The organism is Sorangium sp. KYC3313, assembly GCF_052075895.1.
Classification (GTDB): Bacteria; Myxococcota_A; Polyangia; order Polyangiales; family Polyangiaceae; genus Sorangium; species Sorangium cellulosum_B.
In genome coordinates this window covers 3014635-3028104 of the sequence record NZ_CP197255.1, presented here as the reverse complement: position 1 = coordinate 3028104, position 13470 = coordinate 3014635, and the positions used below count along the sequence as shown (strand labels likewise).

The 13470-nt window shown below is 73.0% G+C and carries 13 protein-coding genes; 3 read left to right on the top strand and 10 right to left on the bottom strand.

The window, feature by feature from the left end; genetic code table 11:
- Window positions 1-156: 156 nt before the first annotated feature.
- The 9 genes from ychF to trxA form a co-directional block, all read right to left on the bottom strand.
- Window positions 157-1248, bottom strand: a complete 1092-nt coding sequence (gene ychF, locus ACSRUE_RS11910; protein ID WP_437764265.1) for a redox-regulated ATPase YchF — start codon at window positions 1246-1248, stop codon at window positions 157-159.
- A 173-nt stretch (window positions 1249-1421) separates the two neighbouring features.
- Window positions 1422-2540 carry a DegT/DnrJ/EryC1/StrS family aminotransferase gene (locus tag ACSRUE_RS11905; RefSeq protein WP_441291100.1) on the bottom strand — a complete coding sequence of 373 codons (1119 nt, stop codon included), beginning with the start codon at window positions 2538-2540 and terminating at the stop codon, window positions 1422-1424.
- On the bottom strand, window positions 2537-3211 hold the full coding sequence (locus ACSRUE_RS11900; RefSeq protein ID WP_437764263.1) for an acyltransferase: 675 nt from the start codon (window positions 3209-3211) through the stop codon (window positions 2537-2539). The genes ACSRUE_RS11905 and ACSRUE_RS11900 overlap by 4 nt, the downstream gene beginning before the upstream one ends.
- A complete protein-coding gene (locus tag ACSRUE_RS11895; RefSeq protein ID WP_441291099.1) occupies window positions 3208-4860 on the bottom strand; it encodes a hypothetical protein in 1653 nt (550 codons plus the stop codon). Before ACSRUE_RS11895 ends, ACSRUE_RS11900 begins: the two co-directional genes overlap by 4 nt.
- A gap of 6 nt (window positions 4861-4866) precedes the next feature.
- Window positions 4867-5139, bottom strand: coding sequence for a preprotein translocase subunit SecG (gene secG, locus ACSRUE_RS11890; RefSeq protein WP_437711363.1), 273 nt, complete (start codon window positions 5137-5139; stop codon window positions 4867-4869).
- 106 nt (window positions 5140-5245) lie between these two features.
- Window positions 5246-6088 carry a triose-phosphate isomerase gene (tpiA, locus tag ACSRUE_RS11885; protein ID WP_441291098.1) on the bottom strand — a complete coding sequence of 281 codons (843 nt, stop codon included), beginning with the start codon at window positions 6086-6088 and terminating at the stop codon, window positions 5246-5248.
- Window positions 6085-7320, bottom strand: coding sequence for a phosphoglycerate kinase (locus tag ACSRUE_RS11880; protein ID WP_437764261.1), 1236 nt, complete (start codon window positions 7318-7320; stop codon window positions 6085-6087). Before ACSRUE_RS11880 ends, tpiA begins: the two co-directional genes overlap by 4 nt.
- A gap of 4 nt (window positions 7321-7324) precedes the next feature.
- Window positions 7325-8350, bottom strand: coding sequence for a type I glyceraldehyde-3-phosphate dehydrogenase (gap, locus tag ACSRUE_RS11875; RefSeq protein ID WP_437764260.1), 1026 nt, complete (start codon window positions 8348-8350; stop codon window positions 7325-7327).
- 261 nt (window positions 8351-8611) lie between these two features.
- Entirely contained in the window at window positions 8612-8935 is a 324-nt protein-coding gene (gene trxA, locus ACSRUE_RS11870; RefSeq protein ID WP_012239959.1) for a thioredoxin, read from the bottom strand.
- 363 nt (window positions 8936-9298) lie between these two features.
- Between trxA and ACSRUE_RS11865 the strand changes: the two genes are divergently transcribed.
- Window positions 9299-10021, top strand: coding sequence for a polyprenol monophosphomannose synthase (locus ACSRUE_RS11865; RefSeq protein ID WP_441291097.1), 723 nt, complete (start codon window positions 9299-9301; stop codon window positions 10019-10021).
- A gap of 37 nt (window positions 10022-10058) precedes the next feature.
- Here the strand turns inward: ACSRUE_RS11865 and ACSRUE_RS11860 are convergent, their stop codons facing one another.
- The gene (locus ACSRUE_RS11860; RefSeq protein WP_441291096.1) at window positions 10059-11468 is read right to left on the bottom strand and encodes a serine/threonine protein kinase; all 1410 of its coding nucleotides are present in this window, start codon (window positions 11466-11468) and stop codon (window positions 10059-10061) included.
- 154 nt (window positions 11469-11622) lie between these two features.
- Between ACSRUE_RS11860 and ACSRUE_RS11855 the strand changes: the two genes are divergently transcribed.
- Window positions 11623-12525: a slipin family protein gene (locus tag ACSRUE_RS11855; protein ID WP_437764257.1), complete on the top strand. Its 903-nt coding sequence runs from the start codon at window positions 11623-11625 to the stop codon at window positions 12523-12525.
- Window positions 12522-13463, top strand: coding sequence for a hypothetical protein (locus ACSRUE_RS11850; protein ID WP_441291095.1), 942 nt, complete (start codon window positions 12522-12524; stop codon window positions 13461-13463). Before ACSRUE_RS11855 ends, ACSRUE_RS11850 begins: the two co-directional genes overlap by 4 nt.
- The last annotated feature ends 7 nt before the right edge of the window (window positions 13464-13470 follow it).

The following is a 13470-nucleotide window of genomic DNA, read 5'->3' as shown; positions in this document are numbered from 1 at the left end:
GGTCCGCGGAGCGCCGGCGGTCGTGGCCGGCACACCGCGCCTGCGCGAACGCCGGAGGAGCAACGGCGGTGCCGCGCCGCCCGCGAAGCAGGGGCGCACCGGGCCCCGCTCGGGGAGACCGACTGCAGCGGGCGCGCTCGTGGGAGGGACGGTCAGTCAGACGTTGAAGAGGAAGTGCGCGACGTCGGCGTCCTGGAAGACGTACGTCTTGCCCTCGACGCGCAGCTTGCCGGCGGCGCGGATGGCGGCCTCGGTCCTGTGCTCGACGAGGTCGTCCACCTTGTAGACCTCCGCCCGGATGAAGCCCTTCTCGAAATCGCTGTGGATGACCCCCGCGGCCTGCGGCGCCGTGCACCCGATCGGGATCGTCCAGGCGCGGATCTCCTTGGGACCGACCGTGTAGTAGCTCTGGAGGCCGAGCAGCCGGTAGGCCTCGCGCGCGAGCGTCGAGAGCGCCGGCTCCTTCATGCCGAGGCTCTCGAGCATCTCCTTGCGCTCGTCGGGCGCGAGCTCGTTCAGCTCCGCCTCGAGCTTGCTGCAGACCGGCACGACGCCGCTGCCCTCGGAGGCGGCGCGCTCGCGCACCTTCGCCGCGAGCGGGCCCGTGCCGGAGACGTCGGACTCGTCGACGTTCGCCACGTAGAGGACCTTCTTCGCCGTGATCAGGCCGAACGTCTTCACGACCTTCCGCTGCTCGTCGTCGAAGGAGAGGCCGCGGACGGGCTTGCCGGCCTGGAGCGCCTCGAGGCACTTCTCCATGAGCGCGATCTTCGGGAGGAGCTCCTTGTCGCCCTTGGCCTGCTTCCGCGTGCGCTCCAGCATTCCCTCGAGGGAGCCGAGGTCGGCCAGCATCAGCTCCGTCTCGATCGTGTCGATGTCGCGGAGCGGGTCGACCCCGCCGTCGACGTGCACGACGTCCGCGAGCGTGAAGCAGCGGACCACGTGGAGAATGGCGTCTACCTCGCGGATATGGCTGAGGAATTTGTTCCCGAGCCCCTCGCCCGTGCTCGCGCCGCGCACGAGCCCGGCGATGTCGACCACCTGCACCATGGCGGGGATGATCTTCTCGCTCTTGATGAACTTCGCGAGCGTCGTGAGCCGGTCGTCAGGGACAGGGACGGCGCCGACGTTGGGCTCGATCGTGCAGAAGGGGTAATTCTGCGCCTCGGCCTTGGCGGCCGTCAGCGCGTTGAACAGGGTGCTCTTGCCCACGTTGGGCAGTCCGACGATGCCAACCTCGACGCTCATGGCGCGCACGTCTAGCACAGGCCGGGTCGCGCGGCCCGGCCCCGTGGGCAGCACCGCCCCAGCGAGATTCCCGGTTCGCCCGCGCCGCCGTCCGCCGTCAGCGCCGCGCGCGGCCCGGCGCGCGGAGGGTCACCGACGCGGCGCCTTGACGCCGCTGCGCCGAGGCGTCTGGTTCAACCGAAAAATGAAGCGATGGCGGCCGCCACGCGGGTGACTTCGTCGCCTGTGAGCTCAGGAAAGATGGGGAGCGCGAGCGTGTCGCGCGCCGCCGCCTCCGCGACCGGAAGGGAGCCATCGGGCGGACCAAGCTGCGCGAAGCAAGGCTGGAGGTGGAGCGGCGCGGGATAATAGATCTCGGTGCCGATGCCCTGCTCCGCAAGCGAGCTCCGCAGCGGATCGCGCAGAGAGGCATCCTTCAGGCGAATGACATACTGATTGAACGTGTGCCCCGCAGCGCCGGCGTCCGGCAGCGTCAGCGGCAGATCTCGCCCGCCGAGCAGCGCGGCATACCGCGCGGCGTGCTCGCGCCGCCGCTCGAGGAGCGCGCCGAGCCGCGGGAGCTTGCGCCGGAGGAGCGCCGCCTGCAGCGCGTCGAGCCGGAAGTTGCCGCCGACGCGGGTGTGATGGTGCTTCCTCCGAGCGCCCTGCGCCCTGAGCGTCCGGACGCGCTCGGCGAGCTCGTCGTGATCGGTGGTCACGAGCCCGCCATCGCCGAAACCGCCGAGGTTCTTGGTCGGGAAGAACGAGAAGCACCCCATGAGCCCGAGCGCCCCTGCGCGGCGGCCGCCGCGCTCGGCGCCGAAGGCCTGGGCCGCGTCCTCGATGACCGGCAGGCCGCGGCCGCCCGCGATCACGAGGAGCTCGTCCATGGGCGCGCAGCCGCCGAAGAGGTGGACGGCGAGGATGGCCCGGGTGCGCTCCGTCAGGGCGCGCGCCGCGGAGGCGGGGTCGAGGTTCAACGAGCCGGGGAGCACGTCCGCGAAGACCGGCGTGGCGCCGGTGCGATGGATGGCGCCCGCGGTCGCGAAGAACGTGTAGGCGGGGCACACGACCTCGTCGCCCGCGCCGACGCCGAGCGCCATCAGCGCGACGAGCAGCGCGTCGGTGCCGGAAGAGACGCCGATCGCGTGCCGGACGCCGAGGTACGCGGCGCACTCCGACTCGAAGGCCTCGACCTCCGGACCGAGGATGTAGTGGCCGCTCCGGAGGACCGACTGGAACACGGCGGAGAGCTCGTCCTGCATGGCGAGATCGCCGCGGGCTCGATCGAAGAAGGGAACAGGGGCGGTCATCCGTCGGTGTCCTCCGCGGAGAGGGGATCGCGGTAATGGCGCGTGGCCGCGGCGCGGGGCCGGGCGAGCGGCGCGTCCTCGTCGAGGTCGAGACAACGGACGATGTCGCCGTGACGCTCGTAGCGAAAGCCGCTCTCGGGGCAGCGCAGGAGGCCGTCGCGCGAGGCGACGAGCTTGTGACCGTGGCGGCTCATCCAGCCGGTACGCCGGGCCGGCACGCCGGTGACGAGCGCATAGTCGGGCACGTCGCGCGTGACGACCGCGCCGGCGCCGACGAACGCATGGCGCCCTATCGTGACGCCGCAGACGATGGTGGCATTGGCGCCCACGGTGGCGCCGCGACGGATGCGCGTCGTGTCGAGGAACGCGCGGCGGTCGATCGGGGCACGCGGGTTGACGACGTTGGTGAGCACCGCGGACGGGCCGAGGAACACGTCGTCCTCGACCAGGGTGCCGTCATAAAGAGACACGTTGTTCTGGATCCGCACGCCATCGCCGATGACGGCGGTGCCCGCGACGAAGACGTTCTGGCCGAGGACGCAGGCGCGGCCGATCCGCGCCCCGGCCGAGATATGGCAGAAGTGCCACACCCTCGTCCCCTCGCCGATGTCGCAGGGCTCGTCGATGCACGCAGACGGGTGCGCGAAGAAGGGCTTTGCGGGCTCGCTCATGGCGCCCTGTCCGCGGGGTGCGCGGCGCCCCTGGAGCCACCCTCCGGCGGGGCCCCCAGCGCGCCGCCTGCCGGAGGCACCGGCCAGATCCCCCAGACGCCGCGCGTCGCGAGCGGCGGGCCGGCGAAATCGATGACGGGCGGCCTGGCGCGCCCGATGAGGTAGGCGGCGCCCAGGCCGGCGGCGCGGCGCGCGAGCGAGGCGGAGTCCTCGAAGCTCGAGCGGACGGGCGGATCACGGGGATCGATCGAGCGATCGGGGAACACCCCCTCGGGGCGCCCCAGGGCGGCGAGCGCCGCGAGGTGGCCATAGTCGGCGACCTCGAGGAGGAGGGGCGCGGAAGGCGGCGTGAGCTCCGCGGCGGCGCGGCCGATGGCGACCTCGTCCTTCCGCGGATTGAAGTGCTCGCGGCGCAGGTGCGGGCGGAAGAAGGCGCCGAGGGCGAGCACCACCAGCAGCGCGCCGCCGAGGGCGCGCCGCGCGCCGGCCGAGGCGCCCCGGAAGGCGCGCGCCGAGAGATCCCCGACGGCGAGGGCGAGCAAGAGCAACGCGAGGAGGGTCGCTCGCTCGGGGTGGTGGGTGGGCGCGCCGTCGCGTACGAGGGCGAGCGAGAGCGCCGCGATCTGGAAGGCGGCGACGGCGCCGGGGAGCGCGTACGGACGGGCCGCGCGAAGGAGCGGGGGAAGCGGTCGGGCTGCCCCCGGCACCGCGCCGCGGCGGGCGCGCCATGCGACGAGGGCGATGGCGATGGGCCACACGAAGAGCTCCGGCTCCTCGCGGACCATCGCGGCAGGGTACGCGAAGAGCCGTAGAAGGGAGCCGTCGCCGCCCGGGCCGATCGCGTTGCGGTAGGAGGCGACGCGGGCCAGGAAATGCAGCGCGTCGCCGTGAGCGACGCGGTTCCACGCGATCCACGCGGCGGGCCCGGCGAGCGCGACGAGCGCGGCGAGCGCGAGCTTCGCCTGCGCGCCGCGGCCCTGACCGAGGCGGGCGGCAGCGAGCAGCGCCATCGCCGCGAAGGCGACGGCGATGGACCAGGGCTCGTAGCGGGAGAGCGTCGCGAGCACGAGCGCGAACGCGCCGAGGAGGGCGCGCCCGGCCGGGGGCGCGGGCCCGGCCGGCGGCGTGACGAGCGACGCCACCGCGAACAGCGAGAGGGCGGCGGTCGGCAGCTCGGGGACCGTCGCCACGCCGAGGCACGCGCTCCAGGGGAAGGCGCCGGCGAGCAGCGCGCCGGCGAGCGCGGCGCGGCGGTCCCCCGTGATCCAGCGGGCGGAGAGGTGGACGAGCGCGGCCGAAGCGAGGCCGAGGGCGAAGGCGATGGCGCGGGCGACCTCGAGGGTCGGCGCGAAGGCGCGCCCAAGAACGCAGAAGAGCGCGCCGTTGAGCCAGAAAGGGACAGGCAGCCAGCTCGTCCCCGTCGGGTCGAGCCGGGGCGCGTGGGCCCACGCCTGCGCGAGGACCACGCGCGCGAAGTCGTCATCGCTCACCGCCCGGAAGCCGAGCGCGAGGACCAGGGCGGAGACGACCGCCTTGGCGAGGACGACGAGGGCAAGGTCGCGCGCGTAAGGGACGGAGACGGCCGACGCCGCCTCCACGGACGGCCTCGCGCCGAGCGCCCTCCCCGGCGCGGGGGCGGGCCCTAGCACGCGAGCCTACTTCTCCTGGGATTTCTCGAACTCGCGCAGCTCGCGGTCGCCTGCCGACGAGAGATAGGCGAGCGAAACGCTCGTCGCCATGAAGACGGCGGCGCAGACGGCCGTGAGGCGGGTCATGAAGTTGCCGGCGCCGCGGCCGCCGAACACCTGCGCCGTCGCGCCGCCCATGGCCGAGCCCATCCCGCCCCCGCGGCCCTGCTGGAGGAGCACGACGAGGATCAGGAACAGACAGACGAACACGTGCACGATGTTGAGGAACGTGTGAAGCATCGGCGTCTTTCAGCTGGGTGAGTCTGGACCGCGCGAGGGGCCCAAGGGGCAAGTGGGCGACAGGACAGGCCGGCGCTCCCGTGGCGAGACGGGAGCGGCCTGCGATCTACCCCTGTTCCGCGCGCTCCGCCAGTCGGTGAGCGGCGTCGACGATCTTGGCGAAGCCAGCGGCGTCGAGCGAGGCGCCGCCGACCAGCGCGCCGTCGATGTCGTCCTGGGCGAGCAGCGCCTCGGCGTTGTCGGCCTTGACGCTGCCGCCGTAGAGGATGCGCGTGACGCCCGCGAGGTCCTCCGAGGCCTTCGCGAGCAGGCCGCGGATGAACGCGTGCACCTCCTGCGCGTCCTCGGCGCGCGCGACCTTGCCCGTCCCGATCGCCCAGACCGGCTCGTAGGCGATGACGCCGAAGCCGGGCTGCTTCGCGAGCTCGTCGAGGACGGCGCGGACCTGCCGCTCGACCACGGCGAGCGTCTCACCCGCCTCGCGCTGCTCGAGCGTCTCGCCGACGCAGACGATGGGGCGCAGCTCGGCGGCCATCGCCGAGGCAACCTTCCGGGCGACCGACTCGTCGGTCTCGGCGAACAGCTGCCGCCGCTCGCTGTGCCCGAGGATCACCCAGGTCGCGCCCGCGTCCTTGAGCATGCCCGAGGAGATCTCGCCGGTGAACGCCCCGGAGACCTCGGCGCTCATGTTCTGCGCGGCGATGCCGACCTCGCTCTTCGCCTCCGCGAGCTCGTGGGCCACGGCGGCGATCGCCGTGAACGGCGGAGCGACCACCACCTCGGCCCGGGTGAGCTCGCGCGTCGCCTTGGCGACGGCCGCCGAGAGAGGACATGCGTCCTGGCCCCCGGCGTTCATCTTCCAGTTGCCGGCGATGAGCGGACGACGCGAGGCCGCCCGCGGGGCGGCGCCCGCCTCCGCGGACGTGCCCCCATCGTTCACGGGCTTCACTCGCTCACCTCGGCCGACCGGAGCGCCTCGACGCCCGGGAGACGCTTGCCCTCGATGAGCTCGAGCGAAGCGCCGCCGCCGGTCGAGATGTGATCGAAGCCCTTGGCGATCTGCTCGCCGGCCTGCTTGACTGCCGCCGCGCTGTCGCCGCCGCCGACCACCGTGAAGCCGGAGGCGCCGCTCATGATGCGCGCGACGTCGAACGTGCCCTTGGAGAAGGCGGGCGTCTCGAAGAGGCCCATCGGGCCGTTCCAGAACACCGTCTTCGCCCGCTCGATCGCCTGACCGAACTGCTCGATCGAGCGGGGGCCGATGTCGAGCGCCATCGTGCCCTCGGGGATCGCGTCGACGGACGCGGGCTCGCCCTGCGTCGCGTCGATGCTCGAGGCGACGACGGCGTCGACGGGCAGGAGGAGCTGGATGCCCCGATCGCGCGCCTTGCTCATGATCGTGCGCGCCAGCGGGAGCTTGTCCTCCTCGATCCGGCTCTTCTGCAGGTTCTTGCCCTGCGCGGCGAGGAAGGTGTTCGCCATCGCGCCGCCGATGCACAGGGTGTCGACCACGTTGAGGAGCGCCTCGACGACGTCGATCTTGTCGGAGACCTTGGCGCCGCCGAGGACGGCGACGTAAGGCTTCTCCGGGCGATCGACGAGCCGGGTCAGCGCCTTGAGCTCCTTCTGGAGGAGGAGGCCGGCGGCGCGCTCGCGCATGAGGCGCGGCAGCGCGTGCACCGACGCGTGGGCGCGGTGCACGGCGCCGAAGGCGTCGTCGACGTAGACGTCGCAGAGCTCGGCGAGCTGGCGCGCGAACCCCTCGTCGTCCTTCTCCTCCTCCTCGTGGAAGCGGAGGTTCTCGAGGAGGCAGATCTGGCCCGCCCGGAGGTCGTAGATGACCTTCTTGGGCGAGTCGCCGACACAGTCGTCCGGCAGGTGGACCTCGTAGCCCGTGAGCTCACTGAGCCGCCCCCCGCACGGCTCCAGCGAGAGCCCCTCGGTCTTGCCCGGCTTCGGGCGGCCGAGGTGCGACGCGAGGATCACCTTCGCGCCCGCCTCCATGACGAGCTTGATCGTCGGGATCGCCTCGCGGATGCGCGAGTCGTCCGTGATCTTGCCCGTCTTCTTGTCGAGCGGGACGTTGAAGTCGACGCGGATGAAGACGCGCTTGCCGCTGAGGCCAGCGGCGTCCCCGGCGGCGGCGAGGTCTTCGACGGAGCGGATTCCGGTGAGCTTCACGGCGCTAGACGCCCTTCCTCGCCACGAGCTGCGCGAGGTCGATCATGCGGTTCGAGAAGCCCCACTCGTTGTCGTACCACGAGAAGATCTTCGCGAAGCGATCGCCGAGGACCGACGTCATGGTCGCGTCGAAGGTGCTGGACGCGGGCGAGCCGATGAAGTCGCCCGAGACGAGCTCCCGATCGGTGTAGTTGAGGACGTCCTTCATCGGCCCCTGCTCGGCGGCCTGCTTCATCGCGGCGTGGATGCTCTCCTTCGTGATCGGCTTCTCGGTCTCGAGGGTGAGGTCCACGAGCGAGACGTCGACCGTGGGGACGCGGATCGCGAGCCCGTCGAACTTGCCCTTGAGCGCCGGGATGACCTCGGACAGCGCCTTCGCGGCGCCGGTGCTCGAGGGGATCATGTTGACCGCGGCGGCGCGCGCGCGGCGCAGGTCGCCCTTGCGGTGCGGGACGTCGAGCAGGTGCTGGTCGTTCGTGTACGAGTGGACCGTCGTCATCAGGCCGCGGACGATGCCGAAGTTGTCGAGCATCACCTTGGCGATGGGGGCGAGGCAGTTCGTCGTGCAGGAGCCGCACGAGATGATCGTGTGCTTCTGCGCGTCGTAGAGCTCGTCGTTCACGCCCATCACGACCGTGAGGTCGTGGCCCTTGGCCGGCGCGCTGATGATCACGCGCTTGGCGCCCGCGTTGATGTGGCCGGCGGCCTTCGCCTTGTCCGTGAAGAGGCCCGTGCACTCGAGGACGATGTCGACCCCGAGGCTCTTCCACGGCAGCTCGGCCGGATCCTTCAGCGCGAGGACCTCGATCTTCTGGTCGCCGATGCTGATGTGCTTGTCGCCGGCGCCGACCTTCGCCGCCTTGAACTCGCGGTGGATCGAGTCGTACTGGAAGAGGTGGGCGAGGGTCTTCGGATCCGTCAGGTCGTTGATGGCGACCAGCTCGATATCCTTCACGCCGCGCTCGTAGAGCGCGCGGACAATGCAGCGTCCGATGCGCCCGAAACCGTTAATTGCGATCTTCGTCGCCATCACGAACTCCTGGGAAAGTGGCCGGCGCGAGTCGTAGTCACCTCGCGCGCGACGGTCAAGCAAAGCCTCAGCCGCGGGGCGTCGGCGACGTGGAGCGCCGGCGTCGGCGGGGCCGCGGCCGGCTGGCCGGAGCGGCCCCGCCGCCGGGAGGACTTTCGGTCCGTATTTGGGGTGGTTTCGGTCTGTGGGAAGGGGAGCGCCGGCGCGCTCGGGCGCTGTCCCGCCGGGCGCTGTCCCGCCGGCGTCACGCGCGGCCGCGGATCAGACGCCGAGCTCCCGGAGGAGCTTCTCCTTGCTCGCGACGCCGGTGTACGAGCCCGCCTTCTCGCCGCCCCGGAACAGGATGCACGTCGGAACGGCGCGGACGTTGTACTTCTGGGCGAGCTTGGGCGCCGCGTCGATGTCGAGCTTGCCGACCTTCAGCGTGCCCTGGGACTCCTTGGCGATCGTCTCGACGATCGGCGCGAGCTGCTTGCAGGGTCCGCACCAGGTGGCCGTGAAGTCCACGAGCACCGGGATCGGGGAGTTGATGACCTCGGACTCGAAATTCTCGTTGGTGAAGGTGACGATGTGCTCGCCTGCCATGATTGTCTCCGTCGGTGCCGCGCTGTTCATGTTCGGGGCAGCGCCTGTGATGCGCGGGGCGCGCCCCGTGAGTTGACCGAGGCCGCGCCGGCCTGTCGGCCCGATGCAGAGCGGACCGCCCTGTCGGGAAAGGAAAGTACCCGGCGCGCACGCCTCCGGCAACCCACAAGGCGCTCGCGGCGCACCCCGTGAAACCTTCCGCCTGCGCCGTCGTTTTGGTAGATCGCCGGGCGCCGGAGCGCCCGCGCTGGCCGACGCAGCGGAGGCCTGAGCGCGAGCGGACGCCCGCGGACCCGGCGCGCGACGCTGCACGGCACGCACGATCACGCGTGCGAGCGCCCGCTCGCGCGGCGCCGAGCCAGGATGGCCCCCCGAACCCTCATCATCACGCCGACGTACAACGAGCGAGACAACCTCGCCGAGTTCGTGAGCTCCGTCCTCGCGGCGGCCCCGGAGGCGCACGTGCTCGTCGTCGACGACGCGTCGCCCGACGGGACAGGCGCCCTCGGCGACGAGCTCGCCGCGCGCGACGGGCGCGTCCGCGTGCTCCACCGGGCGGCGAAGCGCGGGCTCGGCACGGCCTACCTGGAGGGCTTCCAGCGCGCCCTGGACGGCGGCTACGACGTCGCGTTCGAGATGGACGCCGACCTCTCGCACGACCCGCGCCACCTGCCGGCGTTCCTCGACGCGATCGCGCGAGGCGCGGACGTCGTGCTCGGCTCGCGCAACATGCCGGGCGGCGGCGTCGAGGGCTGGGGCCTCGGGCGGCACGCGCTCTCGAAGGGCGGCTCCCTCTACGCGCGGACCATCCTGGGCGTCGGCATCCGCGACCTCACGACCGGCTACAAGGCGTTCACGCGGCGCGCGCTCCTCTCGCTCGATCTCGGCAGCGTGCGCTCGAACGGCTACGCCTTCCAGATCGAGACGACCTACCGCGCGCTGCGCAAAGGGCTGCGCGTGGTCGAGGTGCCGATCGTGTTCGTCGACCGCCGCGCAGGCCGCTCGAAGATGAGCCGCCGGATCTTCGCCGAGGCGATCGTCGAGGTCTTCCGCCTGAAGCTCGACGCCGCGCGCGGTCGCATCTGATCGCGCGGCCCCGCGCGAGCGCGAGCGCGCGCTGCGCTCAGCGCTCCCCCGCGCGAGGCGGCCGCGAGGCGGCGTGCGTGCGGCCCGGCTCGTCGATCTCCGGCTCGTCGAGCTCCTCGTCCGGCGCGACGTCGCCGTCGTGGATGCGCGATCGACCGGGGGCCTCCTGCTCCTCGAAGCGCACGCGCCCCGCCGCGGCCTGGCCGCGCTGGGCCGTGTCCTCTGGCGCCGGGTGCCCGCGGACGACGCGTGTGGCGCGGCGCAGCGCGAGATCGGCGACCCGCCCGGCCCTGCGCACGTTCGGCGCGGCCTTCTCGCGCAGCACGCGGCCGAACACCAGGGACAGCAGCGTCAGCACCGTCGGGACGATCACCCCGAGCGCGAGGCCGACGGCGATGCGCGCGACGGTGAGGCCGAACAGCGCGGCCACGAGCGGCAGGCCCACCAGGCCGCGATCGAGCGCCGGACGCCCCTCGTACCGGCGCGCGCGCCGCTCCTCCTTGCGCGCGCGCTTCTCTTCCTTGCGCTCGTCCTTGCGCGCGCGCCGCTCATCCTTGCGCTCGTCCTTGCGCGTGCGCCGCACCTCCTTGCGCGCCCCGCGCTCCGCGGAGCCCTCCGCGGGCTCGCCGGCGCGCGGCGTACCGGGGGGCGCGCCGCCCGCTCCGAGCCCCGAGAGGAGCGGCGCGATGCGCCCGGCGCGGCGATCCGGGTCGGGCTCCAGCATCGCGGAGAGCGCCCGGACGAGGCGCGGATCGGCTCGATCGCCGAGGGCAGCGGGCACGTCGATCGCGAGCCCTCGGTGCGGCAGGTTCTCCGGCTCCTCGCCGGTGAGCAGGCAGAGCGCGGTCGCGCCGACCGCATAGACGTCCGACGCGGGCAGCGCGCGGCCCTGGAACTGCTCCGGCGCCATGTACCCGAACGTGCCGACCACGGTGCTCCCGCCCTCGGGACGCATGCGATCGCGGACCGCGCCGAAGTCGACGATCGCGAACGAGCCGTCGGGCCGGCGGATCACGTTGTTCGGCTTGATGTCGCGGTGGATGACCGGCGGCGCGCGGCCGTGCAGGTAGTCGAGCACGCCCGAGGCATCTCTCAGAAAGCGGAGGATGTCGTCCCGCCCGAGCACCGCGCGGCGACGGCGCATCGCGCCCAGGCTCTCACCCTCGATCTTCTCCATCACCAGGAAGAGCGCTCCGTCCTCCTCGAAATGATCGAGATAACCTGGCAGGCTCGGGTGCGAGAGCGACGCGAGCACCCGGGCCTCGCGCTCGGCGAGCTCCACGCTCTTCCAGCTCGAGGCGCCGCGGATCTGGAACCGCTTGATCGCGACGAGCTTGCCGAGCCGCTTGTCGACCGCCTCGAGCGTGTGCCCCTGAGCCCCTTCGCCGAGGGCGCGCGTGATCGCGTAGCGGCCGTCGCGCAACGCCTGGCTCGGCTCGGCACCCATCGAGGGGGCGAGAGTACACCGCCCGGGCAACGACACCAGGTCGAAGCCGCGCCTGGGCGCCCGCGAGCGCGCGCGAACGTCCGGACGTACGAGCGCCCGCCGACGCGCGCCGCTCGCGCGGCCGGCGCCATCCGCTCTGCTAGAGTCGCGAGCGATGTCCCTGATCCTCACCGTGCTCGGGCTGTTCGCCGCGCTCTACCTGCTGTCGGGGCTGCGGCAGATCAACCAGTGGGAGGCCGCGCTGCGCTTCACGCTCGGCAAGCTGACGGGCCGCATATCCCCCGGGGTGACGCTGTTCCTCCCGGGGATCCAGGAGCTGCGGCGCATCGACACGCGGATGAAGAACCGCGATCTCCTCCAGCAGATGGTGATCACCCGCGACAACGTGACCACGATGGTCGACGCGGTCGTCTATTACCGCGTCGTCGATCCGGAGAAGGCCACGCTGGCCGTCGAGAACTACGAGACGGCGATGAAGGATCGCGCGAAGGTCGTGCTGCGCGACGTGGTGGGCGAGACGCGGCTCGACGAGCTGCTCGCGCACCGCGAGGAGGTCGCCGCCAAGGTGCGCGCGCAGGTCGAGGCGGTGGCGGCCGCGTGGGGCCTGCACGTGGAGATGATCGGCCTCCAGGACATCGCGCTGCCGCCCCAGATGCAGGAGGTGCTCGCGAAGGGCGCGATCGCCGAGCGCGATCGGCGCTACGTGGTCATCAAGAGCGAGGCCGACGTGGAGAGCGCGAAGAACTTCGCGGAGGCGGCGAGCATCCTCGCGCGCTCGCCCGGGGCGATGGAGCTGCGCCGCTTCGAGGCGCTGGCGAACCTGAGCCAGGGCAACACCAAGGTGATCTTCGACCTCGCGAAGCCGTACGACGACGTGCGGCACGCGGCGGTCGCGATGGCCGAGGCGGCGGTCACCGAGGCGAAGCCCGTGCGCGTCCAGCAGGGGCAACGCCCGGTCGACGCCGAGGCGCAGCGCGAGGCCGAGGCGGCCCTCGAGGAGGAGGCGGCGCTCGAGGAGCAGCGGACGGCGCGGCGCGGGCGCATGGGCGGGGCGTGATCCCGGCGCTGACCGCGCTCAAGGCCGCGGTCGCGGCGCTGCTCGAGGCGCGCGGCGAGCGCGGGCTCTCCGCCCTCGTCGCCGGCGGAGAGCTCTCGCTGGCCGCGCCGCCCCAGCGGTGGACGCTGGGGTCGCGCGAGGTGAGCGCGTCGCGCCTCTCGCTGGCCGTCGACGCGCCCGAGTTCGCGGCGCTCACCGCGGATCCGAGCCGCCTCGCGGCGGTGAAGGAGGCGTTCGCGAGCGCGGTCCGCACGCCGGAGACGGAGCTCGCCGATCTGTCGCTGGTGCTGCGTCTGCCCGGCGTCGGGCGCGGGTGGAGCCAGATCTACCGGGAGGCCGCCCTCCCGGCGGCGCCGGAGCGGCCGGCTCCGGACGCGGTGCTCGGCGGCGCGGCGGCTCTGCTCGAGGCGTCGGGCGACGCGCGGGGCGCGGCGATGCTCCGCCGCGCGCGGCTCGAGGCGGCGCAGGTCGCGAGCGGGGGCGCCGCGCTGGTGCGCTGCGTGGTGCGGCTCGAGCCAGCGGATCGCGCGGCGCTCGACCGCGACGGCGAGCGCGCGGAGCGCCTGCGGCGCGCGGTGCGCGACGCGGGGACGCGCGCCTCCGAGGCGATCGCGTCCGTGGAGCTCGCCACGGCGCTCTACCCGCTCGGCGGAGCGGCGGCGCCGGAGGCCCGGCTCGCGCGGGCGCTCGCGGCGCGCGGCGCGGTGGCGGTGACCATCCGCCGCGGTGACGGGCCGGAGGGCGAAGGGGTGGAGCTCGCGGTCGTGGCGTCCGGCGAGCTCATGCGCGTCCGGATCACGGCGGCCCCGGAGCGCGAGCACGGCGGCTGGAGAGCCGAGGGGATCCGCGCGATCAGCGTCGCAGCCGGGGACCTCGCGACGCCGGAGCGGACGGAGGAGCTCGCCGCGCTGCTCTGCGGCGGCGGCGAGCTCCCGTGACGGCCGC